This is a genomic window from Leifsonia virtsii, assembly GCF_030433675.1.
Lineage (GTDB): Bacteria > Actinomycetota > Actinomycetes > Actinomycetales > Microbacteriaceae > Leifsonia > Leifsonia virtsii.
This window is the reverse complement of the sequence record NZ_JAROCB010000003.1, coordinates 378,390-405,004: the sequence shown is the minus strand read 5'-3', so window position 1 is coordinate 405,004 and position 26,615 is coordinate 378,390. Positions and strand designations below refer to the sequence as shown.

Sequence of the window (26,615 nt, the reverse complement as noted above, 5' to 3'; positions counted from 1 at the left end):
CGGCGCTCGGATGCTCGAGCGGTCATCGGAAAGGACAGAACCTGCCCTTAACCCCTACAGACGAGCCCGACCCCGGAGCATGACGCGCAATACCGACAAAAAAGGCTGAGGCCCCGGGGATACCCGGGGCCTCAGCCATTTCGTTCGTCGTGGGTGCTTTTCGGAATCCGGTTGTTCAATGGCGGTAAGGGACGCCTGATTCGATGGTGTTCGTTATCCCAACCTTAGGCGCCGGTTCATCCGCCGCGTGCTTCGGCTGATCAGTGAAACAGCCTCGCTCCGCCGCTCTGCCCCGACGCGGAATGCCATTGCCGCTGAGACGCCGGAAAACGGCGTGTCCGCGCGTAGCCATGCCCCTCGCTGTGGGTATGGCGGGGAGGGAGTTGCTCCGAATATCGTCTGAGATGACTTGCGAGGGGGACATGAGCGCCGAAGAGATCGTGGTGGCCGCAACGGCGGCCGCCGGAGTAACCGATGTCCAGCCACTCACGCAAGGCGGTCAGAAGTTGGTGTTTTCGGCCCGACTTGCGGGTAACCCCGTGGTGCTGAAGGTCGTCATGATCCAAGCGGGTCCGACAGCAGAGGTAGCCGTCGAGCGCGCCCACCGAGAGGTGGAGTTACTCGCGGCCGTCGATTCCCCCCACGTCGTAAGCGTGCTCTCTGACGCCATAGAAATCGGGGATAGTCCGGACGCCGTGGTTTGGATCGAGGAGCGCCTAGACGGACACGATCTGCCCCAACTCGTTCCGCCACTCCTGGACGATGTGCAGATAGTCGACTTCCTCGTGCAGACGGCAAGAGGACTGAAGGCCTGTCACGACCTGGCTGTCGTGCATCGCGACCTTTCGCCGGCCAACGTAAGGAGAAAGGCGAATGGTACCTATGTCCTGATGGACCCTGGCCTCGCGCGCCACATTGAGCGAACGGCGATCACTGGCGACTTCCAGCCAGGTACGAACGGCTTCCGAAGCCCAGAGCACGTGTGGGGAGGAGAGCCCACTCCGGCCAGCGACATCTTCTGTTTGGGAATCCTGGCGTTTTTCCTTCGAACGGGCCACTTGCCCGTCGATCCACGCGGCACACAGGGGGAGTACGACAGACGACTTCGCATCGAGCAGGCGCCGTCGATTCTTTCGGTTGACTCATCCATCGACCCTGGCGTAGCGCACGTCATCGACACATGCTTGCTTCGGCAGGCGGCCCGGCGCTATCTGGATGGCTCAGAGCTTCTTGTTGCCCTCGAAGAGCTGACCAAGGGACACACCTCGTGAGCGGCTTACTCATCCATGACGGTCGACGAAGCGGTCACCGCGGATGGTGCGAAAGCGCCGTACGTGCGGGGGTGGCCGACGGGATATTCATCTCACCCTTTGCTACTCCGCGCGTCGCGCAACCTCGAAATCCAAGTGGTTCCGAGCTCAAAGACGCTATTTCAGCGGTCGGTGGTGAGGTCATCTTTGACGTCGCCACCCACGCAGCTCTGTTGCCGACAACTGACCGGGTCGACTTCTACGACACATGGGAGCTGTGGGGACCAGACGGACCGGTCCTCGACACCCCCGCCCGTCAATTGCAACACGTAGAAAGAGTCTTTGAGCGCCAAAGCGCGCTTGGAGTTCCGCTGTTGGCACCGACTGTAACGGTGACTTCGCTAGATGACAGCTCCTCGCAGATAGCTATCGGCGTCGCGACTGTAGCGGCAGGCCTTGCGAAGCACTCCTGGCAGACGCTCGTCGGAACTCGAGCATTTTGGCGATCCGATTACCGTCTCGATGAGTATGTAGGGCGCCTAGCTGCGCTCCGGAGCCCCACCTGGGTTGTGACAGTCGCGAACGAGATGGTTATGAACCATGAGCCCGATTTGGCTGACGTGGAAGCCTTCTCTGGCCTGCTGCGAACGATTCACTCGCTGTCCGAGCGGTCACGAGTGATTCTCACGAACGCTGACTTCGCAGGCTTGCTCGGAGTGGCTGCCGGAGCAGACACGATCGGTACGGGCTGGGACCGGTCGATGCGCACGTTCGATCCGCAGGCTTTCCACGTGAGTTCCGACGCGGGGCCAAGGATCCCGGCCTCGTACGTGACGCAGGGCGCCCTTTCGGCGGTGCTGCGACGGGATACCGCCGACGCGATCGAGCGGTGGAACCCGACGGTCGCTCAGGCCGTTCGTGGTGGACCTATGCCACCGAGCGAACAGGCAGAGCGCGAGCATCATATGCGGGCTCTCCGGGAGACCGCTCTCTCGGTCGCAGCAATTCGTGATCGCGTCGACAGAATCGCCAGGCTACGAGAACACTACGAAGCGGCCGGCAGAAACTTCGATCTTCTCATTGCCAATGTGCAGCCCTTCGTGAAGGCCAGCGACAAGGCTACTTGGCAGGCCCAGCAGCTTACGACGTTGGAGTCGTACGCCGTTGCTGAGGGTCTTTGGCGCATCTAGAAAGCGGTAGCAACTATACGTTCGGAGGCGACAAGTCGAGCGCCGGTGAAACTCTCTCGCCGTCGTGGGAGGTTTGGCTGCACCAACCACCGGTCCCCGTGAGCGACGCCGATGCGCAAGCGCCGAGCCGCAGCAAGCATGTCTGTGCTATCTCTGGGCACCGTTAGCAGGACGATGGCAACCGCATCTGACCATGAGGCGTACCTCACCGCTTGATGCGATGCCTTCCGCCATTCTGAGACCTTTGCTTCGAATGCAAACAACCTGCCCACCGGTCGGAGCCTGGGGTGGCGGCGAAATCCGGAACCGCTGGCCTCGATGACACCCTGCGCTTCAAGGCTCCGAACGTAGCCGCTCACCTGTCGCTCTGACATCTGCAGAGAGTTCCCGATAGCTGCCAACGTGGTGGTGCGTTTGGCGCTCACGGCGGCAGCCACCGTCGCAAGCGTGAGATTGAGCACCGGCGGAATGCCTGCCTCAAGCCGTAGCGAGAGTTCTTCTCTCGGATCGACAAGGGCCACCATGTCGGCGACTCCAATCGGACCAGAGAACTCGGGCACGACCAACACGCCACGCTCTGCTCCGGGTAGACGAGCTGCAAGAGATCTCATCGGCTCGTCGAGCACCCGCTCATGAATAGGCTCAAAGCGCCTTCCGGCTCTGACGTGGGCCGAAGCGCCCTCCACCAGTCTCGGGCCAACTCTGGCAGGAGACCACTGTTCCATGATCGAACCCACGACCCTCCCCGGATGATGCTCCAATGTACAGCGTACTTCCGACACCGCGAGCGCTACTGCACGTGCGGTGCACCAGGTCGCTCCCACTATGACGGTCGTTGTAACGTTCCTTAGCCAGCAGGGGTGCGCATCAGACGGTGCCATGCAGTACACGACTGTCGGTTCGTTGTTCCACAAGACCATCTCGTCAGCGTTCTCCAGCGAACCATATGTTCGAGTCCAGCAACCGGGACAGACAAGTGGGCATTTCGAGCAAGACCTGGTCGCGACGACGTCAGATCCATCGACTATCCCAACCAACTGGCTGCAGCGCGCTCTGCAGCGCGAATCACCTCATTCACTTCCCCGGCGACTAGCCGGTCGATATGGCGCCGGGGCGGAATTCCCACGGGGACGTTGAGGAACTGAGCGCAGGTCAGCGGGTCGCATGGCCCAAGAGCGATGAGGACCTCGTGTAGGCCGGCGATTACAGCGTGCGACCTCACCTGGAAGCCGGGAAAGACGTCCACACCGTCGATTGTCGATACGCGTAGGAGACGCTTCTGGTTCGCCGCTTCGGTGATGTCCGCGGGGCTGAGACCGAGTTCTCGTGCCAGGGCCGCCGTCGTGTACACCGGTCCGAGAATCGCTGCCCACGCGGACCCTCCGTGCGCGGAGTTCACCATTGCGCCCCCTCGTGGAGACGCACGCTTCGCCGAGAGGTGCACGAGTTCATAAGCGATCGCCGAGATCAGTCAGGCGGGACCGTAGCGCTCGGACAAGCGGCGTAGCCTCCAGCCACTCATTCACATCTCGACCGCTATCCATGCCTGTGGCTTCCACGATGTCGAGAACCCGGATCTGAAGGTGCGCGATGACGTTCACCACGTAGTCTGGGGACATCTCCGCGATCCGGTGCGGGCGCCGAAAGGTGTCTATCCACCATTCATCCTGCATTGTCACGACCCGCGGGTCGAAAGTCCCGGGGGGTCTGGAATCCAGTTCGGTGACAGGGGCGTTCGCTGTCTCTTCTAGCCCGTGCAGCCGCAAGTACCGCAGCGTGCGAACGTACGCAGCCGCTACATCCCTGAGGGGCACTTCGCGCTCCCACGCCGCCGCGATGACCGCCTCTGGGTCTATATCGAACGCGTACGCCAGCTCCGTTACGAGTTCCAGGTCGTCCACCCGTCGTCCTCCTCGTCGTCGTCCTCATCGTCGTCCTCATCGAGCGCATCGGCGTTCCGAACCATCTGCGCTGCCACCAGCACAGCGGCAAAGTCGTCGGCAGCTATCGCGTCGGCCGGCCGCTGACCCACGAGTGGATTAAGCGTGAGCAGCCAGCCCATGACGAAGTCGTCCCCGTGTCGGTCAAGCATTTTCCAGGTCGCGAACGCGACCCGCACGCGAGCCGCCTGCGACGCATCTGGACCCGGGTCAGTGGGTTCCGGCCACGCGTACGACCCCAGCGGTCCATCAGCGTCGGACAGCCGTGAGAGTACCCGGGCGCCGATGCTGTCCAGCAGGCACTGAGCCATCCAGGTGACCTCACTGTCTTTCGCTCGCTTCGCCACAGGAGAAGTGTTAGCCCATTGCTGTATCAATGGCAACGGTAATCTTGTCGACAAGTAAGTCACCGAGGACGACTACAAAGGTCGGCCACGGTCGACGACTGATGTTCCCGTTCAGGTCGCCTCTGAATTTCGGCTGGAGCCGCCCGGAAGCTGAGCGAAGGAACTCGAGCCGGAGCCGTCAGTCGGCCGAGCGCCGGGGAGTCTGGCCTTCCGCTTCGCGCATAGGGGACTTCTGATCCAATTGCGCTAGCGACCACTTGCCGTCGTCGAGCGTCAACTCACTCCAGGATCCGGTGAACACACGCGCCGTGCTGTTCGCAGAATCAATTTTCTCGAGAATCGGTCGGATGACGGCGTCGTGGGTGACGACGCACACCGCCCCGTCGGACGCTCCCACGAGCCGCTCGAGCGCGGGCATGGCCCGTTCGAGGACACGAGACAGGGGCTCCACGCCCGGAGCGGCGTCGACGCTCCCGAACTCTGCGACGACTTCGTGTTTGACGTGGCCCGTCCACGGCCCGTAGTCGCGGTCGTTGAATGCTTGGTCGGTCTTCACCGAGCATCCGCAGCGTTCCGCGATGATCCGCGCCGTTGTGACGGCACGGTCCAGTGGACTGCTGCGAACTTCCTCGATTCCACGAGGGGCGAGCGCTTCGGCGACGGCATGTGCTTCGGCGATGCCGGTCTCGTCGAGGGGCGGGTTGGCGAGACCGCGCAGTCGGCCTTCGGCGTTGAGGGCCGTCTGTCCGTGCCGGACGAGGAAGAGGTGACGCGGGCCGTTGTTCATGTCGCTCCTTGGGATGGGAGTGTCGGTTGCAGCTCGTCGGGGTCCAATGTCGTCCCGAAGACCTGCTCGTATAGGTCGGCGCCGAAGCTGGTGGGCAGCGGGATGCCCGGGCGGACGCGAAAGTCCCTGTGTCCGTCATCCTCTCGGCCGGCCCGCAGAAAGGCGGTGTCCGTTCGCTTCTCCGCGTGGGCCCGGCTCGCATACTCGTACAGGTGGGTGACGAAGGCGACGGAGACGCCGCTGTCGCGGAGTGCCCTGATCACGTTTCGGGCGATCTCCGATCCTTCACGCTCGTTCGTCGAAGCAAAGGACTCGTTGAGCAGGATGAGGCCGCCCCGTTGGGCTGCGTCGACGATGGCACTCATGCGTGACAGCTCCTCGTCGAGGCGACCGCTGGTCCGCTGGGCGTCTTCTTCGCGGGTGAAGTGGGTGTGGATGGTGGTGCGCAGGGCTGTGGAGAAGGATTCGGCCGGCACGAACAGGCCGCAGTGTGCCAGAAGGGTGGCCTGGCCGAGGCTGCGGAGGAAGGTGGATTTGCCGCCTCGGTTCGCCCCCGTGACGACGGTTACGGCAGCGTGACTCAGGTCCAGCGAGTTTGCCACCGCGGGTGACCTGGACAGCAGGACCAGGGCGGCATCATAGAGGCCCGTGCACATGACCCCTGGACTCGCGTGGAAGGTTGGCAGCGCCACGGGCTCGTCGAAGGAGGTCAGGGCATGGTGAAGATTGTTCGCGCCGACGAAGAAGGCTGCCTCTGTCCGTAAGGCGTTCCAGAAGCCGGTGAGGTGCTCCGCCGCCTGACTCAGCGCGTCGGCGACCGGGTCCAGTGTGCGGTCCTTGAGCTCGCTGAGCGCCTTGTATCCCGCTTCGTCCCGGTCGGGAAGGGTGAAGGTGTGGTCGGGACGCCGGAACCCCAGGCGCACCAGGAGCGAGGATCGGGTCAGCGGTGGCCGAGTCAGGCTGATGCCGGTGGCCTTGTTCGCGGTGCCGAGTGTGGCGACAGCGTCGACGCCGCGCGGGAAGGTCAACTCAGTAAGCAGCGAGGTGACCTGCTCGAGCCACTCGTCTGACACGTTCTGCTCGAGTGCCGCGAATAGATCAGTGAACGCCTGCGACTGGAACTTCGCGGCGTTCTCACGAGCGAGTTCGCGAAGTGCTCGAAGGTGTCGAAGGTGGATGCGGAGCACCTCGATGGAGTGATGCACCACTCCGGCGGGCGTGAACAGTCCCCAGCCGTACGCCTTCTTGACCTCGTCCAGGGCGCGCTTGGGCGCCTGGTAGAGCTCCAATACCGTCTCGGGATTCGCCAGCGCATCCCGCACTGCCGCCTGTCGGTAGGCGATGGCGGCTGGGTCGTTGAGCGGTTGGTGCAGTATCGCCGTCGCGACGGTCTCGACGGTCTTATCGTCGTGGGCCATCGACCGCACGAGGGCGCCCAGCTCGAGGTCGACGAATCGGTCGCGCGTAAGCTCATCGGGTTGGTATCCGACCGTGGCGTCACGGTCGCGATACAGCAGTCGCGGCCTCATGAGAGGACCCGCTCCCGGATGCGCTGTGGCGACAATCCGTACTTCTCGGCGATCGCGGTGGCGTGCGCGAGCCCATCCGGTGGCCGGCGGACGATGCGGAATGCGCGGTTCGTGGGGTCGTCCGCAGCGACCTCTGCCACGACGCTGACCAATGGTGGCGCCATCACCGCCAGCTCGTCAAGGAACGTGACCGTGACCCCGATGGCCCTGGCTTCGAGCAACGCGTGGAGGACGCGTTCGTTCAGGGCGAGCGCGTCCTGGGCGGTGGTCGAGCTGAAGAGCTCGTTCGCGATGACGATGGATTCTGAGGTCACGCGCTCGAGGATCGCCCGCACCCGCACGAGGTCGTCTTCAAGGCGGCCTCGCAGCTGAGCCAGGTCCTCCTGACGCTCGAAGTGCGTCAGGAGGAGATCGAAGCGAGCCAGTCTTGCGGTGCGTGCGGCGACCGGGAACCCGAGCGCGGCCATCCAGTGCAGTTGACCGAACACGCGGGCGAAGGTCGACTTGCCGCCCTGGTTGGCCCCGGTGACGACGAGGAACTGCTCGCCCGGCGCCAGGCGGATGTCGTTCGGGACGATGGACATGCGCGTGTCGGGCTGGGCGGCGAGCTGCAGGTCGTAGCTGTCACCGACCTGAACGCTTCGGTCCGTGGTGAGCTCGGGCAAGCAGGTGCATAGGGTCGTGCCGGCCGCCGCCTTCAGATAATCCACGACGGAGAGGTACAGGTGCAGTCCGCGTTCTAGTCCCCCGACAGTCGTATCCAGGAAGGCGGCGTGCTCGCGGGCGAAGCGGTCGAGCGCTTGAAATGCGGAGGGGAAGACCTCCGCAACGAGGTCGAGGACTCCCGCTTCGACGCGGTTCATCTCGACAGTGTCGACGAACCGTGTGCGGTGCGAACCGACCTCCGTCTCCTTGAAGCGGGCGAAGGCGGCGGTGACAACAGCACTCTGATCCGTGCCGCTTGCGTCTGCTGCAACGGTGACGCTTCCGCCTTGAATGTGGAAGTCGTACCTCACCGCGTCCAGCTGTGCGGTGACCGACCGGATATCCGTGCTCAAGCGGGTAAATGGTTCAGAGCCCACATACTCGGCCAGCGCTCGCGCAGCGGCTTGCAACGCTGCGGAGCGGAGCGGGCACTTTTCCAGGGCGTCGGCGGCGGTGCCTACGACGCCTGCGTATTGGTGGGCGGCATCCAGTAGAACCCGCTGGGCCTGTCGCGGATACCGCAATCGCCGGGCCAGGCCGAGGGACTCCCGCACCGCCGCCATGCCTGCGACAAACGTTCGGCAGGCAGCGATCACCTCTGGGGTGTCGAGGTCGGCGAACACCCCGTGTCGGTACTCGACCGTGGCAGCATCCGCCACGGTCCAGAACACCGGGGCCAGCTCCAGCGGGTCGTCGCCGAGCACGTCGGTGACGATCTGATCCAGGCCGAGATCAGGGAAGCATCCCGGCTGTTTTTCCGCCAGCTGCCTCGACTGGCCGGGTGGGAAAAGCAGTCTGGTGGGCGTTACCTCGCGGTCGTTCATCGGCGCTCCTCTACCTGGACGCGTGCAGCGTCACATTCAGGTAGAAGCCATCAGCGGTGACCCGCGGTTGCCGGTGAGCCTCATCACCGTGGTGCGTGCCGTAACCATAACACCGCTACCAGCGGACTTGTACCTGCGACGACTTCTGGCATGATGGGAGCTGACGGTTCGCCGTCGCGGTGGTGGGGCTCGCCGCAACCAACCTCGGCTCGCCGACAACGGTCCCTATCTCATGAGACGCGCACGCCCGTGCGCCCGGAGATAGGAGCGCGATGACCGATCACAGGCCCGAGCCGCCCCCGCATGGAGTCATCCTCGTCGGAGTGGCGAAGGATCTCGCGGACGCCGTCCTGATCGTCGCCTCGCGCCTGGCCGCGGACCTGGGATGTGATCTGGTCTGCGCGACGGTGGACCCGAACCGCTATGCCGTCGCTGAAGACAACGACGGCACCGTCCACTCTGTCCCGATCGACCCCGATCTTCCGGAGTTCGACGAAGACGTCTTCGATCCTGCGCTGACCCAGCGGATCGAGAAGCTGCTTTCGGGAACAGGCGTCTCCTGGAGCCCACGAACCCTTGCCGGCGACCCCGCGCGTGCCCTCGGCCACCTTGCGGAGAAGCTCGACGCCCGGATGATCGTCGTCGGAACTCACGAGGCTGGGCTGCGCACCAGCATGCGCGAGTTCTTCCGATCCTCCGTCGCTGTCCATCTCGCTCACCGGCAACACCGACCCGTCCTCGTCGTACCGCTATCCCCGGTCGACGACGGCCGAGCCTTGCCGTGGGAGTGACGGAAGGGGTCGCCGAGGTCTACCTGCTCCGCCACGGTGAGAGCACGGCCAACGCGCGAGGACTCTTCACGGGCGTCCTGGACCCGGAGCTCACCGAACTCGGGCGGGACGAAGCGCGCCACGCCGCGATGCTCCTGCAGGAGGCCGGCGTCCATCCCGCTCGGGTGCTGTGCTCAGCGCTGCAGCGCACCACCCAGACCGCCGAGGAGATGAGCGCGGTCATCGACCTGCCCCCGCACCTCGAAATCGAATGGCGACTCGACGAACGCAACTACGGGGCGCTCACCGGCCTCCCGAAGACCGAGGTCGCGCGACGCGCGGGCCAGGCACGCTACCGGGAGTGGCGACGCTCCTACGACGTCGCGCCACCGCCCATGTCGGAGGCCGATATGGCTCGACTCCGTGGCAGGCCACCCTTCAATCGGTTGCCGGCAGAGGCGCTCACAGCCACAGAGTCCCTCGCCGACGTTGTACGCCGGATGACACCGTTCCTCGACGATGTACTCATCCCCGGACTCGGCGCAGACCGCCCGATGCTGGTGATCGCGCACGGCAACTCCCTCCGGGCACTGCTGTTCGTGGTGCAGCAGCTGACGCGCGAGCAGGTGGAGCAGCTCAACATCCCTACCGGGCACCCGCTGCGTTGCCGTTTCGAGCAAACGGACGGCCGCTTCCGGCTCCAGTCCGCAACGTACCTCGACCCCGAGGCGGCGGCCGACGCCGCCGATGTCCTTCGAGCCCAAGGGGGCACCTGAATGGTGCCCCGTCGTGAAAGGAGCCGACTCCTGAACACCGAGAGCCAGACCATGCCCGTCGATCCTGACCTCGTCGCCGACGATGCCCCGGTGAGACGGACACGCCCTGTCCACCTCCACTGGAGATACATCGGCCTCGTGTTCGGTGGCGGCGCCATCGGCACCACGATCCGCTACCTCCTGTCGCTCTCGGTTCCGACCGTCGACGGGATCCCCGTGATCACATTCGCCATCAACGTGGTGGGGGCATTCGCGCTGGGCTGGCTCCTCGCCGGTCTCTCCCGCGGGCCGGACCGAGGCATCCGACGAGTCGTGCGACTCTTCGTCGGAACAGGGATACTCGGCGGGTTCACCACCTATAGCTCCTTCGCGGTCGACACCGATGGACTCATCGTCGCCTCCAACATCGGGGGAAGCATCGCGTACGCCGTCGCGACCCTCCTCGTCGGCGCGCTCGCCTCACTGGCCGGGATCGCTGTCGGCACCGCCATCAACCGCCGCACGGCCGGAGGGACCCGATGAGCGGGTTCCTGCTAGCCCTCGCGGTCGCCGGCGCCGGTGGAGTCGGCGCTGCCGGCCGCCTTGTGGTCGACGGCTTCGTGAAGTCACGGGTGACCATTCCGTTCCCACTCGGGACGACGATCATCAACATCTCCGGGTCGTTCCTCCTCGGACTCGTGACCGGTCTCGCCACCGCCGCGCTGTTGGCGCCTGAGTGGCGGGCCGTGATCGGAGTGGGGCTGCTCGGCGGGTACACCACATTCAGCACCGCCAGCTTCGAAACCGTCCGCCTCGCGCAGGAGGGCCGGTATCGTGCTGCGGCGGTCAACAGCGTCGGGATGCTCGCCGGCGCGCTGCTCGCCGCGGGGCTCGGCCTGTGGATCGGCTGGCTCTTGTGAGAAAGCCATCCGCGCGTGGTTCCGTTTATCTCGATTCTGTGCCACACTCCCAACCAGCGCTTCGGCGCTTCGGCGGTGGGGCTCGCCGACACCAACTTCGATGCCGACAACAGTCCCTATCTCACGCGATCACGCACGCCTGGAGATAGGAGACACCATGCACGAGCACGGCTACACCGGCCACATCGACGCCGCCCACCAGGGCCACTACATCAGCCACCCTGAGAGCCACCCTGTCGCGATCGAGCGAGTTACCGCCCGCCAGATCCTCGACTCCCGCGGCTACCCCACGGTCTCGGTCACGCTGCACCTGCATGATGGCACGCAGGTCTCCGCATCCGCGCCCGCCGGAGCCTCAACCGGGACGTATGAGGCCGTCGAGCTCCGCGACGACGGCCCCTCGTACTCCGGACGAAGCGTTCACCGCGCGGTCGCCGGCGTCGAGACGGAGATCTCGCCCTTGCTTGCGGGCCGCCACTGGACGACATTGCGCGAACTGGACGACGCCCTCCGCACACTCGACGGAACCGAGAACCTCGCCCGCCTCGGGGCCAACGCCGTGGTGGCGGTGTCCATCGCCGCGGCGCGGGCGTTCGCTCACGCCTCCGAAGTTCCGCTGCATGTGTGGCTGGCCCGGGTCACCGACAGCGCGCAGAGACTCCCCGTCCCACACTTCAACGTGCTCAACGGTGGCGCTCACGCGGCCAACCCGCTCGAGTTCCAGGAGTTCATGATCGCCCCCGTCGGCGCCGCGGATGAGGCCGCTGCGGTCGAGGCCGGCGCAGAGATCTATCACGCTCTCGCCGCCCGGGTGAAGGCACGCTTCCACACCGCGGGGCTTGGCGACGAGGGCGGCTTCGCCCCCGACATCGCCAGCCCCGAAGAAGCGATGGAACTCCTGGTGCAAGCCATCCAGGACGCCGGGTACACCCCCGGCCTGAACGACGTTGCCATCGCGATCGACCCCGCAGCGAACGGGTTCTACGAGCGGGAGGGAATGTACAAGATCGCCGGAAGGCTCCTGAGCCGCGACGAGCTCGTCGACTACTACATCAAGCTCCTCGACGACTACCCGCTGCGGTCCATCGAAGACGGCTTCGCCGAAGACGATCACGCCGGATGGAAGCTGCTCTACGACGCCGTCGGCGCCCGCACCCAGCTTGTCGGCGACGACCTCTACGTGACCGACCCGCGGCGAATCTCCGACGGCGCCCGCAACCACTACTCCAACGCGGCACTGATCAAGCCCAATCAGATCGGTACCGTCAGCTCCACACTGGACGCCATCGCAACCGCCCGACGATTCGGCATGCAGTCGATGGTCTCCCACCGCTCCGGCGAAACCACCGACGCCTTCATCGCCGACCTCGTCGTCGGAACCGGAACCGGGCAGATCAAGTCCGGCGCCCCCGCTCGAGGCGAGCGCGTCGTCAAGTACAACCGACTGCTCGACATCGAGCTGGACAACAAGTCTCTGCCCTACGGGCTCGAGCTGGCTCCAACCCACGCACCCGAGGTGGCGTTGGAGCCCTGAGAACACTTCCGCCCACATCGGGTTATCCACGTGACCCGGCGCGGGAGTGAGAGGGGGAGCGCCCTTATACCGAGGCGCTCCCCCTCGATTTTGAGTTGAAGGAGAGCCGGTGACATTGCCGCATAACGCTCGCAAGGACGAGGACGCGAAGTGGCTCACGCCGGGTGTCGCCTCGATCGGTGCGGCCAGCTTCTTCTCCGATGCCGGCCATGAGATCGCGACGAGCGTCGTGCCGGCGTTCCTCACCACGGTCCTCGGTGGCAGTGCAGCAACACTCGGCCTCATCGAGGGTGTCAGCGACGCACTCACCGGAGCGATGAAGGTGATCGGCGGCCCGCTCGCCAACGACCCGGCACGGCGGCGCAGGCTCGCCACCGGTGGATACATCGTCACCGCTGCAGCCACGGCAGCGATCGGGTTTGCCACCGCGGTCTGGCAGGTGGGAGTCCTCAGGGCACTGGCGTGGGGAGCCCGCGGGGTGCGATCCCCAGCCAGGGACGCGCTTCTGGGCTCCCTCGCCAGACCGCACACTTTCGGGCGCGCATTCGGTTTGGAGCGCGCGGGAGACAACCTCGGCGCGGTCGTCGGTCCACTGCTGGCCGCCGTGCTCGTCGCGTGGTTGGGCCTGCGACCGGCGATCTGGCTCGCGTTCATTCCCGGAATGCTTGCGGCTGTCGCCATCATCGTTGCCGCCCGCGAAGCCAAAGCGCACAATACTGGCGGGCGTCGACCGATTCGTCTGGACCCTCGGGGGCTACGCCGAGCTGGCATCGGGCGGCCGCTTTTGCCCGTGCTGCTCTTCGAGTGCGGCAACCTCGCGACCACCCTGTTGATCCTTCGGGCGACCGACCTGTTCACGACACTCGGGTTCGCACATGCCGCTTCGCTCGCGATCCTGCTCTACGCAGGACACAATGCGGTCGCCGCCTTGGTTTCTCTCCCCGGCGGGTACTGGCTAGACCGTGTGGGGCCCCGCCGCGTGTTCGCATCCGGGGCCATCGCTTACGTCTTCGCGTACGGGCTGATCGCCGTCGCCTCAGTCGACTGGGTGTTCGCCGCCGGGGGCTTTCTGCTCGCAGGAGCAGGCATCGGCCTGGCCGAGACGGCCGAGTCTGCCTTCATCGCTCAGATGTTGCCGGATGAACTCAGGGGTAGCGGATTCGGGGTAGTCGGAGGCATCCAGGCCGTTGGGAACATAGTCGGGACGGTGGTGGCGGGAGTGCTTTACGCGACAGTCTCTCCGGCCACCGCATTCGCGTACGCAGGCGCGTGGATGATCTTGTCCGTCGCAGCGTCTATCCTCCTCAAAGTCCCGAGAGCGGGCGGCGCTTAGCCTCCGTGACACATTGCGCAGTCGCCTCCACCCGCAGGCGCGAACGAACTCGCACCCGGTGACACACTTGGCTTCATAGCTGTGGCATGCCATCCATCTCCGCATTCACAGCTGCCCTTATGACCTACGGTTCGGAAACCGCCTACGAACCCCGAAAGCTCAAGCCAGCGCTCAGCGCTCTGGCCGCTTGGTCTTCACGCCAAGGGCTGCCGCTCCAGCCCGAGGTTGTACTCACTCGCGGGAACATCGCCGCGTTCGTCGACTCGGGAGTGCCTCACCTCTCCCCGGGAACTCGAGGCAACTACCGGTCCCAGCTGCTTCGCATCGCCGAGGTAGCACTTCCCGAGACCCTCGCACCGCAGCGGTTGCCAGCACTGTCGCCCTCATCGCCTGCCGCACCCTACTCACGCGAGGAACAGGACCACCTGAAGGAATGGGCGCGCAGACAACACCGCTCGCGTCGAACCGACGCCACCACCCTGCTCGCGCTGGGCCTCGGCGCCGGGCTGTCCGCGACAGAGATCGGGCGCATCCGCGCCCAGGACGTCATCCTGGACAATTCGGGGGCCGTGATCCTGCGCATCACATCTGGGCGCTCTCGCGACGTGCCCGTACTCCGCCGATGGGAGCGGGGGCTGCGAACGCATGCGGAGAGCCTCTGCGCGAACGACTACCTCTTCTTGCCGGGCCGATCCGCGGCGGGGAAGAACCTGATTTCCAACTGGGTTGCCCGCGAGCCGGGTCCAATCCACGTTCAAACACAGAGACTTCGCGCCACGTGGCTCGTCACTCACATGAGCGCCTCGACCCCAATGGTCGAATTGGTGCGCGCAGCCGGCGTCGACTCGCTCGAGGCGCTCACGCGATACCTGCCATTCGTGGCGGCACGCCAGGAAGCGGACGCGCTCAAGCTGCTGCGGTCAGCATGAGTCGACGATCCTCGGGTCTTGTCGCTCCGACCCTGGGGTGGCTATAGTCACAGCCGTCTGTAGAAACAGCAGCCAAGGAGGGCGGGGTGTTTGAGACCATCCCCCAGGACGAGGGGAAGTACCTCGTCACGACCGAGTCCGGTTCAACGTATGTGTTCGACCTGGAGAACCGGACGGTGAGTCGCACCCCAGGGCCGAGATCGCGGCCGGATTTCACGGACGGCACCTACCGCCTCATCCGCGTCATCCAAGGGACCGTGGGCATCTCGGGATTGTGGACCATGCTGCCACCCACCGACGAGCTGCAGTCGGCCTTCGAATACTTCTGGCAGGCCACCTCGCCGATCGTGTCGATCATGCGGATTCAGGAACCGGAGTGAGCCATGTCACTCTTCGAAGTAGCCAGGCCAAAGGGTCCGCTTGAAGTGGAGCTCGAGCTTTGCGACCAGCTTGGCATCCGGCCACGTCTCGCCGTCCAGAACCATGCGCAGCGAGTTTCGATCCACCTCGGCGCCGATAGCCGTGGAGCGAACGCTTGCCTCGCCCATCGCTTCTCGAAGGTTGAGAACGAAACGCCGCGCAGCCTCGTGGGGATGATCGGTCATCGGCAGAGTCGGCCAACCGTCTCGTCCGAGGTTGGGACGCACTTGGACCGGTCGAGCCATGCCACCACGGTAGACGATCCCCTCCCTCTCGCGCCGCAGCCAAGCCGAAGCGCAGCCCGAGTCCTTTCGCATTGCTGTTTCAACAGCAATGCTAACTCGTATTCTGCGGAACTGGAAGGCTACGGTGACTGACGTGATGGGGACGGTCCAACTGAGTCAGCAGTGGCAAAGGGACTTAGGGCCGTTTCTCACGGCAGAACAGGCCGCGCGCCTGCTCCGATTGACCGTCAGCGACATCAATACCCTCGCCCGGTCGCTCGAGATCCTGGAGCTACGCGACTCGGTCGGGTGCCGGATCTACCCGTGGTTCACGTTCGACTCTTCGGAGGCGGAACAGGGAGAGCTCTCGATCATCGCCGGCCTCGAATCTGTTCTTGTGGCGCTGGCGCGCGCCACCGACGAGACCTGGCTTTGGGCACTGTGGCTCGCAGGGCATGACCCACGACACCGTGGCACTGCGCCAGTGGACGGCCTTACTTGTGGCAGCGCCGCGCGAGTTCTCGAACAGGCCCGCAACGAAGACTGGTCATGGACGAGCACGTGCTGAGCAGGGCCACCAGATCAGCAAGGAGGCTGCCGACAGGCAGAGGATCTCGAGCCGGCGTGACCCCGCGCTCATCGGCACGCGCCCTTTCTCACACCACGGGGGTCGCCCCGCGGCATAGCCGTACCCGTGACCACTTCTCGATCCCCGCGCGCGCCTCGACGCAGCCCGGAGCAAGTTCGGCTCGACGAGCAACTCTCCTTCGGAGACACGACTTGGGCGCGTAAGCATGCATCTGACCTCGAGCAGGCAGTCGGGACCTTCTCTCGGCAAACCGGAGTTGTAGCCGCAATCCTTACCCGATGCGGCCACAACACCATTCCGAGCGAGGCCCAAGAGGCGATGTCCACCTATCGTCCGCGCAGAGATACTGAAACCTGGCCCCTCATCGCAGATTTCGTCAAAGACGCCTGCTCGCTCGCTGCCCCGCAAACCAAGTACACGGCGAAGCTCCTCACGACGATCGCGACCGCGTTCGTCACCTGGTGCGTCGTGGAGCGCGGGCTGCCCCTCGAAGCCGGAGTCATTTTCAGTCGACAAGCGATCGACATGTACGCGACCGAGGAGAACCGCGGCAGAAGCGAGGGCACCCGCCGTAACTACCGCGCCATGCTCCTTCGCATCGCTGAGGTGCTGGTACCCGAGCAGCACAACGAGCGACTGACCCCACTGAGCCGCAAAGGCGTGGCCGCGCCATACAGCGCCGAGCAAATGGCGCACTTCCGCTTCTGGGCTCTCGGACAGCACACTGAGGTGAAGCGTCGCCGCGCAATGCTGATGCTCGTCCTCTGCGCGGGCGCCGCGCTCAAGCCGGTCGAGATCGTGGACCTGATGCCCGGTCATGTGCGAGTCGGTGGCGGTGGGATCCTCATCGAGGTGCACGGGGGCACCAGTCCCCGACTGGTACCGCTCCTTGCGGAGTGGGACGAGTGGATGACTGCCCTCCTCGCCGATGCCGAGCCTGAGATTCCCCTCTGGGGGCCTCCGAACCGGAGCGACGGGGGCAACCTACTGAGCAGCTTCACCCAGTACACAATCGGAGAACACCCGGTTGGGAATCGACTGCGCGCCACCTGGATCGTCAAGCAGCTGCAGGCCGGTGCGCCGATCAAGGAGGTTCACCGAGCACTCGGCTTCGAGAAATTCGAAAACCTCCCCCGATATCTCGCGTATGTCACGCCGCTGGACGACGAGTCGTACCTCTCCGCCCTTCGTCTGGAAGGCAGCGGAAAGTGAACCACGTCAGCGACCCCGAGGAGCTGCTGACCCGAAGGATGCTCGACACGTTCGGCGTTCCCAGCAGCCACGACCTCGCAGTCGAGCGGAAGAAGTACGGGCCGATGTCGAAGGCGTACCTCGCGCTGGCCGCGAGGATCGTTGACCACTCAGGCGTCGTCGGCCGCCTGGAAGAGTGGCACAAGGAGAACCGGAAGAGCAACGCGGGAGCCAAGCCGTACATCCCGTTCCGGGCGGTACTGATCCTTCTTCTGATCCATATCCAGATGGGACACGGCGCGAACTACCAGGAGATCGCTCACACACTGGCGCACCGATTCGATCCAGAACACCGCAGGATGCTCGGAATCGTCGAAGGCAGTGGCACGCACAAGGAGTGGTACCTGCGGATGTGGCGTTCCACGAACACCATGCTCGCGCAGATGGATCCCTATCCGTCTCGGCGCAACAAGCGTCTCTCTGAGGGCGAGTACGCCGCTCAAGTAGCGAAGTGGGAGAGCACACAGGGCCGCATCGACACTAAAATCATGCTCGCGAGACTCGACTGGCTCTGCGAGAAGCTGGTCCACACGACCGTCCGGATGCTCCCGAAGGACATCTGGGACCGATACGCGGGCAACATCGCTATCGACGCAACCAAGATGGAGATTGCCGGAAGACCGAACGCACCAGATCCCCGACGCAAGCGAAGTAACGCAGATCCCTTCGCCGGCCGATACCGACGCGAGGGAAACCACGATGGTCAGGGCGCGAAGACCGACGTCGCAGCCTACGAGCTCGAAAATGCCGTCATGGTGTGGAACAGACCGGGCGAGCGGCACATGTTCCCTTCACTCACCCTCGCCGTCACCTTCCACAGACCCGGCCGCCTCGTCGGGCACGGTTTGCGCCTGGTGCAGTCGGTGGAGCGCCTCGGCGTTCGTCCCGGCCTGATCCTCGCCGACCGCGCCTACAACGGCGAGAGGATCGAAAACTTCCAGATCCCGGTCCGGCTGCTCGGGTGGGAGCTCGTCATCGACTACCCGAAGAATTACCTGGGAGAGCAAAGCAGCTACGAGGACCTGATCCTCGTCGACGGCTCCTGGTACGTCACGTACATGCCGCAGGCACTCATCGACGGCTCGAAGAAGATCCGCAAAGAGGTGAAAGACCCTGTCACCGGCGACAAGAAGACCGTCGTCGACGAAGCCGAACGCGAAAGGCTCATCCGGGCTCGCGAGCCGTATCGCATGATCCCCAAGGGACGGCCAGACAAGGATGGATACCAGCGATTCACCTACCCCAGGCCTGGAAGCTACCTGGCCTACGATCGCGGAGCGAAGAAGGTCATCACGCCTACCACGGCGCGAACCATCACCATCCCGATCGACGCAGGCGACAAGCCGACGAAGCAGAACAAGAAGCCTGTCCCAGCAATCAAACACGTTCAGAAATACCCATACTTGTCCGAAGAGCACCAGGGCTTCTACGGCATGCGAAGTCTGGTCGAGTCCTCGCATAGGGTGCTGAAAGACAGCAACCGAGAAGACATCGCCAACCCGGCCAAGCGAACCGGGCGTGGCTACGCCTTCCACTACCTTGCAGTCGCGCTGGCCGCCGCGTCCACGAACCTGCGCAAAATCGAGACGTTCTTCATGGCGGACTATGAGCGTATGACGGCGCCTAAGCACCGTGCTCGGCGCAGAAAGACCGTCAACGGCTCGGAACCCCTGCGAGCGTTGCCTAACTCCACGGCCCCGCCGGCATAGCCTCCGGCAACACAGACGTACACACGCAAGACCGATCGCTTCGCCGCGCCCGAAACCGGTTATCGACCGGATTTCGGCGCCGGATTCCGGATCGAACGCGCCTCACGCCCCAAATAACGAAGGGCCGGATCGACATTCTCAGTCGATCCGGCCCTCTTTCGTTCGTCGGGAGCTATTTCGAGAATCCATTTGCCGGATTCCGAAATCCACCCGTCGTGCGCGAGGGGGGACTTGAACCCCCACGCCCTTGCGGGCACTGGCACCTGAAGCCAGCGCGTCTGCCAATTCCGCCACTCGCGCGAACCAAGAGACTGTAACACGGCGGCCGGATGCATCACGAATCGGGGCGTCCTCCGGAGGACTGATCTTCACCGGATAGCCAGGGCGTTTTCCAGGGTTCCGACTAACATGCATGTAGTCATCGAGCCGGAAGCGGGAGACTGTGGGCATTCTGGACAACTTCGAGCGGGGGCTCGAGCGTGCCGTCAACGGCGCGTTCGCCAAGACCTTCCGCTCCGGGCTGCAGCCGGTCGAGCTCACCAGCGCCCTTCGCAAGGAGCTCGACACCAAGGCCGCCGTGGTGAGCCGCGACCGCGTGCTCGCGCCCAACCGTTTCGTCCTGCGCATGTCGGCGGCCGACTACTCGCGGATGCGGTCGATGGGCGCCGCGCTGACCGACGAGCTGATCGACTTCGTGCAGAAGCACGCCCGCTCGCAGCACTACCAGTTCGCGGGCGGCATCTCGATCGAGCTGGAGGAGGACGCCGAGCTCTCCGTCGGGATGCTGCAGGTCGAGTCCGAGAACGTGAAGGGCGACGTCGCCTGGACTCCCGTGCTCGACATCGACGGAAGGCACTACCCGCTCACCCGCTCCCGCACCGTGGTCGGCCGCGGCGCCGAGGCCGACATCACGGTCGACGACACCGGCATCTCCCGCCGCCACATCATGGTCACGTGGGACGGCCAGCGCGCCCAGGTCGAGGACCTCGGCTCGACCAACGGCTCGAAGCTCGACGGCCAGCCGCTGAAGAAGGCCATCCTCCAGCCCGAGTCGGTCATCAGCATCGGCCGCACCCGCATCGTCTTCCGGGTACTGCCGCAGGCCGCGCCCTCCTCGCCCGGCCGCGTTGACGACGCGACCCGGCGTCACGACGTCGGCAACTTCTGGGGTCCCTCGTGAACCCCAGCGAGCTGACCCTGCTGGTGCTGCGGTTCGGCTTCCTCCTGCTGCTCTGGCTGTTCGTCTTCGGCATCGTCTACGCGCTCCGCACCGACCTGTTCGGCCAGCGCGTGCGCAAACTGCCGGAGTCGCAGGCGGCGGCCTCTCCCTTCCCGGGTGCACCGGCCGCGGCGAGCGCACCCGCCGCGCCCCGCGCCGCGCCCGCCGGTCCGACCGAGCCGGTGATGAAGGCTGCACCGGTCTCGACCCTCCCGTCCGGCGCCAACCGCGCGAGCGGCGGCACCAACGCGAGCGTGCAGACCGCGCGACGCCTGGTGATCACGTCCGGCCCGCGCGCCGGCACGGAGCTGCCGCTCGGCCGCGACCCGATCACCATCGGCCGCTCCGGCGACTCGAACCTCGTCATCCGTGACGACTACACCTCCACCCACCACGCCCGCCTGCTCCTCTGGAACGACGAGTGGATGATCCAGGATCTCGACTCGACGAACGGCACCTTCCTCGACGGCCGCCGCGTCACCGTCCCGACCCAGGTCCCGCTCGACACGCCGATCAAGATCGGCACGACCACGTTCGAGCTGCGGCGGTAACCCGGTGGCGGCGAACAAGGCGGCGGCCATCTCCCATGTCGGGAAGATCCGCTCGAACAACCAGGACTCCGGCTACGCCGGAAGGGACCTGTTCGTCGTCGCCGACGGGATGGGCGGTCACGCCGGGGGCGACGTCGCCTCCGCCATCGCGGTCACCCGCATCCGGGAGGCCGACCGCGAGTACGAGACCGCCGGCGAGGCCGAGTTCGCCCTGCAGTCGGCCCTGATCGCAGCCAACTCGCTGCTCGCCGAGACCGTGTTCGAGCACCCCGAGCTCACCGGGATGGGGACCACGGTCAGCGCAATGGTCCGGGTCGGCGACGAGATCGCCTTCGCCCACATCGGCGACTCCCGCATCTACCTGTTCCGGGACGGCGAACTGAAGCAGGTCACCACAGACCACACCTTCGTGCAGCGGCTCGTCGACAGCGGGCGCATCACCGAGGAGGAGGCGATGGTCCACCCGCGCCGCTCGGTACTCATGCGCGTGCTCGGCGATGTTGACGCCTCTCCGGAGATCGACACGTGGACGCTGGACACGCGCCCCGGCGACCGCTGGCTGATCTGCTCCGACGGCCTGAGCGGTGTCGTCAAGCACGACGACATGCAGGCGGCGCTCGCGTCCAAGGACGGCCCGAGGCAGGTCGCCGAGCGTCTGCTGAAGCAGAGCCTCGACGCCGGCGCTCCGGACAACGTCACTGCTGTGGTGCTCGACATCGGCGACACGAGTCGCGGCGACGTGATGAAGGAGCCGGTCACCGTCGGCTCGGCCGCTTCTCCCCTGCAGTTCGGATCGGAGCCGAAGCCCACGACGCGTGCCTCGCGCCTCCCCGCCCTCCGGCTGCACCCCATCCGTCCGGCCACCGGTCCGACGCACTTCGAGCCGCAGTCGGAGGACTACCTCGACGAGCTGATCGAGGAGGACGCCCGCCGCGTGCGGCGCCGGCGCCTCACCTGGATGATCGGGCTCATCGTGCTCGTGGTCGCGATCGTGCTCGCGATCTTCTTCGGGTACCAGTGGACGCAGTCACGGTACTACGTCGGGAAGTCGCCGGACGGGCACGTCGCCATCTACCAGGGCGTTCAGCAGGGCATCGGGCCGATCAGCCTCTCGCACCTGTACGAGGAGTCGGACGTGCAGGTCGACCGCCTGCCCGAGTACGACAAGCAGCAGGTGGAGCAGACCATCAACGCCGACGACCTGCAGTCGGCCAAGAACATCGTGGAGCAGTTGAACGATGCCCGCGGACAGTAGAACAGCCGCGCGCCAGCAGGCCAGGCCGCCCCGGACCGCCACCGGGCCGGTGAAACGGCTGCGCCTTCCCGCCAAGCTGCGCAACCTCGAGCTGTTCCTGCTGGTGATCGCGTGCGGCATCAACGCGGCGGCGGTCGTGCTCGTGCAGCTCGGTGCGCTCGGGCACGTCGACCTCACGCTCGTCTACCTCGGCGCCGGCCTGTCGGCACTCGTCGTCGGGATGCACATCGCGCTCCGTTTCGTGGCCCCACAGGCGGACCCGTTCCTGCTCCCCATCGCCACGCTGCTGACCGGCATCGGCATCGCCGAGATCTACCGCATCGACATCCACTACAAGGACGCGGGATGGGACAGCGCCGGCGTCAAGCAGATCGTCTGGAGCGCGATCGCCATCATCTGCGCGATCGCCGTCATCGTCGTCATCCGCAACCACCGCATCCTGCAGCGCTACACCTACCTCTTCGGCCTGGCGGCGCTCGTACTCCTGCTGCTGCCGATGCTCCCGGGCATCGGCAAGGAGATCTACGGCGCCCGGGTGTGGATCGGGATCGGGCCGTTCAGCTTCCAGCCCGGCGAGATCGCAAAGCTGTGCCTCGCCGTGTTCTTCGCCGGCTATCTGGTGCAGACGCGCGAGTCGCTGTCGGTGGTCGGCAGGAAGTTCTTGGGCATCCGGTTCCCGCGCGCCCGCGACCTCGGTCCGCTGCTGGTCGTCTGGCTGATGGCCATGGCCGTCATCGTGTTCCAGCGCGACCTCGGCACCGGTCTGCTGATCTTCGGCCTGTTCCTGGTCATGCTCTACGTCGCCACGGCTCGCATCAGCTGGGTCATCCTCGGTCTGCTGCTGATCGTCGGCGGCGCTGTCGTCGCCAGCCAGCTGCTGCCGTACGTCCACGACCGCTTCGCCAACTGGCTCACGCCGTTCTCGAAGGGCGTCTACGACGCGCAGGGCGGCAGCTTCCAGCTCGTCCAGGGCCTGTTCGGGCTGGCGCACGGCGGCCTCATCGGCACCGGACTCGGTCAGGGCCAGCCCTGGATCACCCCGGTCTCGCAGAGCGACTACATCATCGCGAGCCTCGGCGAGGAGCTCGGCCTCGCCGGCCTGTTCGCCCTGTTCGCGCTGTACCTGGTGTTCGTGGCGCGCGGCCTTCGCATCGGCTTCGCAGGCCAGGACGATTTCGGCAAGCTTCTCGCGGTCGGCCTGTCGTTCACGGTCGCCCTGCAGTGCTTCATCGTCATCGGCGGCGTGACCCGCGTCATCCCGCTGACCGGTCTGACGACGCCGTTCCTCGCGGCCGGCGGCTCGTCGCTGGTGGCGAACTGGATCATCGTGGCCCTGCTGCTGCGCCTGTCCGACACCGTCCGCAATCAACCCCGGCTGGTGGTGAGCTAGATGAACCGTGAGATCAAACGGGTGAGCACGATCGTGGTCGCCATGTTCCTGGCGCTGCTGGTGTCGACGTCGATCCTCCAGGTCTTCCAGGCGGACAGCCTCAGCACCGACGCCAGGAACACCCGCGCGCTCAACGACAGCTACCAGGCGCAGCGCGGAGCGATCCTCGTCGCCGGGCAGCCGATCGCGCAGTCCGTGCCGTCGAACGACGTCTACAAGTGGCAGCGCGTGTACAGCAACGGCCCGCTGTACTCGGCGGTCACCGGCTTCTTCCCGATCAACGGAGAGGCAACAGGGCTGGAGGGTGCGCTCAACGACAAGCTGAGCGGCTCGTCGAACTCGCAGTTCTTCGACCGCATCAACGCCATCCTGACCGGAAAGAGTCCGCAGGGCGCCACGGTGGAGACGACGATCGACCCGGTCGCGCAGCAAGCCGCGTGGGACGCGCTCGGCGACTACCAGGGCGCCGTCGTGCTCCTGCAGCCGAAGACCGGCAAGATCCTCGCCATGGTGTCCAAGCCCACCTACGACCCCAACACGCTCGCCTCGCACGACGGCGACACGGTGGACGCGAACTACAAGCAGCTGCTCGACGCCAAGGGCGACCCGCTCATCAACCGCACCATCGGCGGCAATCTGAACCCTCCGGGCTCGACATTCAAGCCCGTCATGAGCGCGACCGCGTTCGGCACCGGCGACTACACGAAGGACAGCCAGCTCCCCAACCCGGCCTCGCTGCCCCTCCCCGGGTCGCCGACCGTGGTGAAGAACGACTCCCTGACCACCTGCGGCCCTGGCGAGACCGTCTCGATCGCCACCGCGCAGATCCTCTCCTGCAACATCCCGTTCGCCGAGCTCGGGATGCAGCTGAAGCCGCAGGTCATCAAGGACCAGGCCGACAAGTTCGGGTTCAACCAGGAGCTCAGCATCCCGATCCCGGTTGAGAAGAGCGTGTACCCGCTTTACCCCGACGCCGCGGAGCGCGCGCTCGGCTCGTTCGGCCAGAAGGACGACAGGGCGACCCCGCTGCAGATGGCGATGGTGTCGGCGGCGGTCGCCAACGGCGGCACGCTGATGACGCCGAACCTGGTCGACTCCATCCGTTCGGCGGACATGCAGACGACCGAGGCCTTCCAGCCCAAGGAGTTCTCACGCCCGATGAGCCAGCAGAACGCGGACACGATCAAGCAGATGATGGTCGACGGCGTCGATCACGGCGTGGCGAGCAATGCAAGAATAAGTGGGGTCCAGGTCGGCGGTAAGACGGGGACGGCGCAGAACGGGGAGAACGACCCGTACACGCTGTGGTTCACCGGTTTCGCGCCGGCGAACGATCCCGAGTTCGCTGTGGCGGTAGTTGTCGAAAATGGCGGTGGACAGGGTCAGAGCGGCACGGGTAACTCCATCGCCGCTCCGATCGCGAGGAAAGTACTAGAGGCGGTGCTGAATAAATGAGACCCACAGCAGGGCTCACCTTCGGGGGACGTTACGAGCTGCAGTCGCGGATCGCGATCGGCGGTATGGGCGAGGTGTGGCAGGCCACGGACCTCGTCATCGGCCGTACCGTCGCCATCAAGATCCTGAAGGACGAGTACCTCGGCGACCCCGGCTTCCTCGAGCGCTTCCGCGCAGAGGCCCGCCACGCCGCCCTCGTCAACCACGAGGGCATCGCCAACGTCTACGACTACGGCGAGGAGGAGGGCAGCGCCTACCTGGTGATGGAGCTGGTGCCCGGCGAGGCGCTCTCCAGCATCCTGGAGCGCGAGCACGTCCTCAGCACCGACCGCACGCTCGACATCGTCGCCCAGACGGCCGCAGCGCTGCACGCCGCTCACGCGGCCGGCCTCGTGCACCGCGACATCAAGCCGGGTAACCTGCTCATCACGCCGGACGGCCGGGTGAAGATCACCGACTTCGGCATCGCCCGCATCGCCGACCAGGTGCCGCTCACCGCGACCGGCCAGGTCATGGGGACGGTCCAGTACCTCTCCCCCGAGCAGGCCTCCGGCCACCCCGCCTCGCCGACGACCGACATCTACTCGCTCGGCATCGTCGCGTACGAGTGCCTCGCGGGTCGCCGTCCGTTCACCGGCGAGTCGCAGGTCGCGATCGCCATGGCACAGATCAACGAGGCGCCGCCGGAGCTCCCCGCCACCGTCGCGGAGCCCGTGCGGAACCTGGTCTTCGCCTGCATCGCGAAGAACCCGGCCGACCGTCCGGCGTCCGCCGCCCACCTGGCGCGCGCCGCTCAGGCCCTCCGCCGTGGCGACGTGCGCGCCGCCGCCGCGTCCGTTCCCGCGATCCTCGGCGCCGCAGCGGCTACCGACGCCGCGACCGTGCTCATGCAGTCGCCCGGCGCAGCGCCGACCCAGGCGACCACCGTCCTCCCCGCCACGGCCGCGATGGCGGTCGAGGAGGAGCAGGCCGAGCCTCCCGTCGAGGAGCGCAAGCGGAGCCGCTGGACCTGGCCGCTGATCGCCCTCATCGCGCTGCTCGCGCTCGTGCTGATCGGCACGATCATCGCGCTGGTCGCCCAGCCGAAGCCTGCGCCCAGCCCGACCCCGTCGAACACCCCGACGCAGACGCAGACCAGCACGCCGAAGCCGACGCCCACGCCGACGAGCAACACCGTGCAGATCACCGAGAGCGACTTCCTCGGCCTTACCGCCGACCAGGCGCGCGACAAGCTGCAGGGCCTCGGGATGGTCGCCGACGTGTCGCAGGGGAACGCCGCGACCACGCAGGACCAGGCGAACAAGGTGTATTCGGTCAACCCGACCGGACCGGTACCGAAGGGCTCGACCATCACGGTCAAGGTCTACGGCCCCGTGGCGCCCATCCAGACGCCGACCGATACGGTGACCGCGAACCCGCCCTCCGGTCAGGGGACGCCGAACTCGCAGATCACGGTCAACTTCGGCTCCGCCACCTGCCCCGCCGGCCAGAGCCTCGTCGGTCGCCGCCTGTACGTGAACGGCCAGCCGCAGACCCCGGTCAACGACACGAAGATGATCTGGTCGCCGAGCTCCGCCGGCACCTACCAGCTCACTTACACGATCTTCTGCGGCGAATCGGTCGAGTCCGACCAGTCGAAGCCGCTCTCGTACGAGGTCGTCTCGTCGACCCCGACGCCCGGCGGCGGAGGCGGAGGCGGCGCGAGCAAGCCCTGACCCGCGCCGTCGCGCCCGGGGAGA

Annotated in this window: 26 protein-coding genes, 1 tRNA gene and 1 riboswitch; of the genes, 19 read left to right on the top strand and 8 right to left on the bottom strand. The window is 65.8% G+C overall.

All coding sequences use genetic code 11. The features are described from left to right. Nucleotides 1-422: 422 nt before the first annotated feature. Nucleotides 423-1,271 carry a serine/threonine-protein kinase gene (locus P5G59_RS12900; protein WP_301219394.1) on the top strand — a complete coding sequence of 283 codons (849 nt, stop codon included), beginning with the start codon at nucleotides 423-425 and terminating at the stop codon, nucleotides 1,269-1,271. 71 nt (nucleotides 1,272-1,342) lie between these two features. Continuing rightward, a complete protein-coding gene (locus P5G59_RS12895; protein WP_301219393.1) occupies nucleotides 1,343-2,440 on the top strand; it encodes a hypothetical protein in 1,098 nt (365 codons plus the stop codon). On the opposite strand, the gene P5G59_RS12890 is transcribed toward P5G59_RS12895, so the two are convergent. From P5G59_RS12890 to P5G59_RS12865, 6 genes are all read right to left on the bottom strand, one after another. Beyond that, entirely contained in the window at nucleotides 2,437-3,066 is a 630-nt protein-coding gene (locus P5G59_RS12890) for a hypothetical protein (RefSeq protein ID WP_301219392.1), read from the bottom strand. The genes P5G59_RS12895 and P5G59_RS12890 overlap by 4 nt on opposite strands. Before the next feature lie 822 nt (nucleotides 3,067-3,888). Continuing rightward, entirely contained in the window at nucleotides 3,889-4,341 is a 453-nt protein-coding gene (locus P5G59_RS12885) for a hypothetical protein (protein ID WP_301219391.1), read from the bottom strand. Continuing rightward, a complete protein-coding gene (locus P5G59_RS12880) occupies nucleotides 4,320-4,727 on the bottom strand; it encodes a hypothetical protein (RefSeq protein WP_301219390.1) in 408 nt (135 codons plus the stop codon). Before P5G59_RS12880 ends, P5G59_RS12885 begins: the two co-directional genes overlap by 22 nt. A 178-nt stretch (nucleotides 4,728-4,905) precedes the next feature. Beyond that, nucleotides 4,906-5,514, bottom strand: a complete 609-nt coding sequence (locus P5G59_RS12875; RefSeq protein ID WP_301219389.1) for a histidine phosphatase family protein — start codon at nucleotides 5,512-5,514, stop codon at nucleotides 4,906-4,908. After that, nucleotides 5,511-7,043: a MutS-related protein gene (locus P5G59_RS12870; RefSeq protein ID WP_301219388.1), complete on the bottom strand. Its 1,533-nt coding sequence runs from the start codon at nucleotides 7,041-7,043 to the stop codon at nucleotides 5,511-5,513. The genes P5G59_RS12875 and P5G59_RS12870 overlap by 4 nt, the downstream gene beginning before the upstream one ends. Continuing rightward, nucleotides 7,040-8,572: a MutS-related protein gene (locus tag P5G59_RS12865; protein WP_301219387.1), complete on the bottom strand. Its 1,533-nt coding sequence runs from the start codon at nucleotides 8,570-8,572 to the stop codon at nucleotides 7,040-7,042. The genes P5G59_RS12870 and P5G59_RS12865 overlap by 4 nt, the downstream gene beginning before the upstream one ends. A gap of 34 nt (nucleotides 8,573-8,606) precedes the next feature. Beyond that, nucleotides 8,607-8,669, bottom strand: a riboswitch (Fluoride riboswitch). Nucleotides 8,670-8,844: 175 nt separating this feature from the next. On the opposite strand from P5G59_RS12865, the gene P5G59_RS12860 reads away from it, so the two are divergent. The 8 genes from P5G59_RS12860 to P5G59_RS12825 all read left to right on the top strand — a co-directional run bounded on the left by P5G59_RS12860 (nucleotide 8,845) and on the right by P5G59_RS12825 (nucleotide 15,193). Further along, complete coding sequence (locus P5G59_RS12860) at nucleotides 8,845-9,363, top strand: universal stress protein (protein WP_301219386.1); 519 nt, start codon at nucleotides 8,845-8,847, stop codon at nucleotides 9,361-9,363. Continuing rightward, complete coding sequence (locus P5G59_RS12855; protein ID WP_301219385.1) at nucleotides 9,354-10,118, top strand: 2,3-bisphosphoglycerate-dependent phosphoglycerate mutase; 765 nt, start codon at nucleotides 9,354-9,356, stop codon at nucleotides 10,116-10,118. The genes P5G59_RS12860 and P5G59_RS12855 overlap by 10 nt, the downstream gene beginning before the upstream one ends. 90 nt (nucleotides 10,119-10,208) lie before the next feature. Further along, nucleotides 10,209-10,640, top strand: a complete 432-nt coding sequence (locus P5G59_RS12850) for a fluoride efflux transporter FluC (protein WP_301219384.1) — start codon at nucleotides 10,209-10,211, stop codon at nucleotides 10,638-10,640. Next, on the top strand, nucleotides 10,637-11,017 hold the full coding sequence (crcB, locus tag P5G59_RS12845; RefSeq protein WP_301219383.1) for a fluoride efflux transporter CrcB: 381 nt from the start codon (nucleotides 10,637-10,639) through the stop codon (nucleotides 11,015-11,017). The genes P5G59_RS12850 and crcB overlap by 4 nt, the downstream gene beginning before the upstream one ends. A 157-nt stretch (nucleotides 11,018-11,174) precedes the next feature. Then, nucleotides 11,175-12,551, top strand: coding sequence for a phosphopyruvate hydratase (eno, locus tag P5G59_RS12840; RefSeq protein ID WP_301219382.1), 1,377 nt, complete (start codon nucleotides 11,175-11,177; stop codon nucleotides 12,549-12,551). A gap of 109 nt (nucleotides 12,552-12,660) precedes the next feature. Beyond that, nucleotides 12,661-13,884, top strand: a complete 1,224-nt coding sequence (locus P5G59_RS12835) for an MFS transporter (protein WP_301219381.1) — start codon at nucleotides 12,661-12,663, stop codon at nucleotides 13,882-13,884. Between the two features lie 119 nt (nucleotides 13,885-14,003). Then, nucleotides 14,004-14,813: a hypothetical protein gene (locus P5G59_RS12830; protein WP_301219380.1), complete on the top strand. Its 810-nt coding sequence runs from the start codon at nucleotides 14,004-14,006 to the stop codon at nucleotides 14,811-14,813. An 86-nt stretch (nucleotides 14,814-14,899) separates the two neighbouring features. Further along, nucleotides 14,900-15,193: a hypothetical protein gene (locus tag P5G59_RS12825; RefSeq protein WP_301219379.1), complete on the top strand. Its 294-nt coding sequence runs from the start codon at nucleotides 14,900-14,902 to the stop codon at nucleotides 15,191-15,193. Nucleotides 15,194-15,199: 6 nt separating this feature from the next. Here P5G59_RS12825 and P5G59_RS12820 read toward each other — a convergent pair whose 3' ends face one another. Then, nucleotides 15,200-15,478: a hypothetical protein gene (locus P5G59_RS12820; RefSeq protein ID WP_301219378.1), complete on the bottom strand. Its 279-nt coding sequence runs from the start codon at nucleotides 15,476-15,478 to the stop codon at nucleotides 15,200-15,202. Between the two features lie 124 nt (nucleotides 15,479-15,602). On the opposite strand from P5G59_RS12820, the gene P5G59_RS12815 reads away from it, so the two are divergent. The 3 genes from P5G59_RS12815 (at nucleotide 15,603) to P5G59_RS12805 (ending at nucleotide 19,006) form a co-directional block, all read left to right on the top strand. After that, nucleotides 15,603-16,025, top strand: coding sequence for a hypothetical protein (locus tag P5G59_RS12815; protein ID WP_301219377.1), 423 nt, complete (start codon nucleotides 15,603-15,605; stop codon nucleotides 16,023-16,025). Nucleotides 16,026-16,364: 339 nt separating this feature from the next. Then, nucleotides 16,365-17,258: a site-specific integrase gene (locus P5G59_RS12810; protein WP_301219376.1), complete on the top strand. Its 894-nt coding sequence runs from the start codon at nucleotides 16,365-16,367 to the stop codon at nucleotides 17,256-17,258. Further along, a complete protein-coding gene (locus P5G59_RS12805; protein WP_301219375.1) occupies nucleotides 17,255-19,006 on the top strand; it encodes a hypothetical protein in 1,752 nt (583 codons plus the stop codon). The genes P5G59_RS12810 and P5G59_RS12805 overlap by 4 nt, the downstream gene beginning before the upstream one ends. Before the next feature lie 216 nt (nucleotides 19,007-19,222). On the opposite strand, the gene P5G59_RS12800 is transcribed toward P5G59_RS12805, so the two are convergent. Further along, nucleotides 19,223-19,306 (bottom strand) — tRNA-Leu (locus tag P5G59_RS12800). 142 nt (nucleotides 19,307-19,448) lie between these two features. On the opposite strand from P5G59_RS12800, the gene P5G59_RS12795 reads away from it, so the two are divergent. The 6 genes from P5G59_RS12795 to P5G59_RS12770 are packed head-to-tail and all read left to right on the top strand — an operon-like array spanning nucleotide 19,449 to nucleotide 26,591. After that, nucleotides 19,449-20,186 (top strand): FHA domain-containing protein, encoded by a 738-nt coding sequence (locus P5G59_RS12795; protein ID WP_301219374.1) that lies wholly within the window; start codon nucleotides 19,449-19,451, stop codon nucleotides 20,184-20,186. After that, the gene (locus P5G59_RS12790; protein ID WP_301219373.1) at nucleotides 20,183-20,776 is read left to right on the top strand and encodes an FHA domain-containing protein FhaB/FipA; all 594 of its coding nucleotides are present in this window, start codon (nucleotides 20,183-20,185) and stop codon (nucleotides 20,774-20,776) included. The genes P5G59_RS12795 and P5G59_RS12790 overlap by 4 nt, the downstream gene beginning before the upstream one ends. A gap of 4 nt (nucleotides 20,777-20,780) precedes the next feature. Further along, complete coding sequence (locus tag P5G59_RS12785; RefSeq protein ID WP_301219372.1) at nucleotides 20,781-22,031, top strand: PP2C family protein-serine/threonine phosphatase; 1,251 nt, start codon at nucleotides 20,781-20,783, stop codon at nucleotides 22,029-22,031. Next, nucleotides 22,015-23,421, top strand: coding sequence for an FtsW/RodA/SpoVE family cell cycle protein (locus tag P5G59_RS12780; RefSeq protein WP_301219371.1), 1,407 nt, complete (start codon nucleotides 22,015-22,017; stop codon nucleotides 23,419-23,421). The genes P5G59_RS12785 and P5G59_RS12780 overlap by 17 nt, the downstream gene beginning before the upstream one ends. Continuing rightward, nucleotides 23,422-24,876, top strand: a complete 1,455-nt coding sequence (locus tag P5G59_RS12775; RefSeq protein WP_301219370.1) for a peptidoglycan D,D-transpeptidase FtsI family protein — start codon at nucleotides 23,422-23,424, stop codon at nucleotides 24,874-24,876. It abuts the gene before it with no gap. Continuing rightward, nucleotides 24,873-26,591: a protein kinase domain-containing protein gene (locus P5G59_RS12770; RefSeq protein ID WP_301219369.1), complete on the top strand. Its 1,719-nt coding sequence runs from the start codon at nucleotides 24,873-24,875 to the stop codon at nucleotides 26,589-26,591. The genes P5G59_RS12775 and P5G59_RS12770 overlap by 4 nt, the downstream gene beginning before the upstream one ends. The last annotated feature ends 24 nt before the right edge of the window (nucleotides 26,592-26,615 follow it).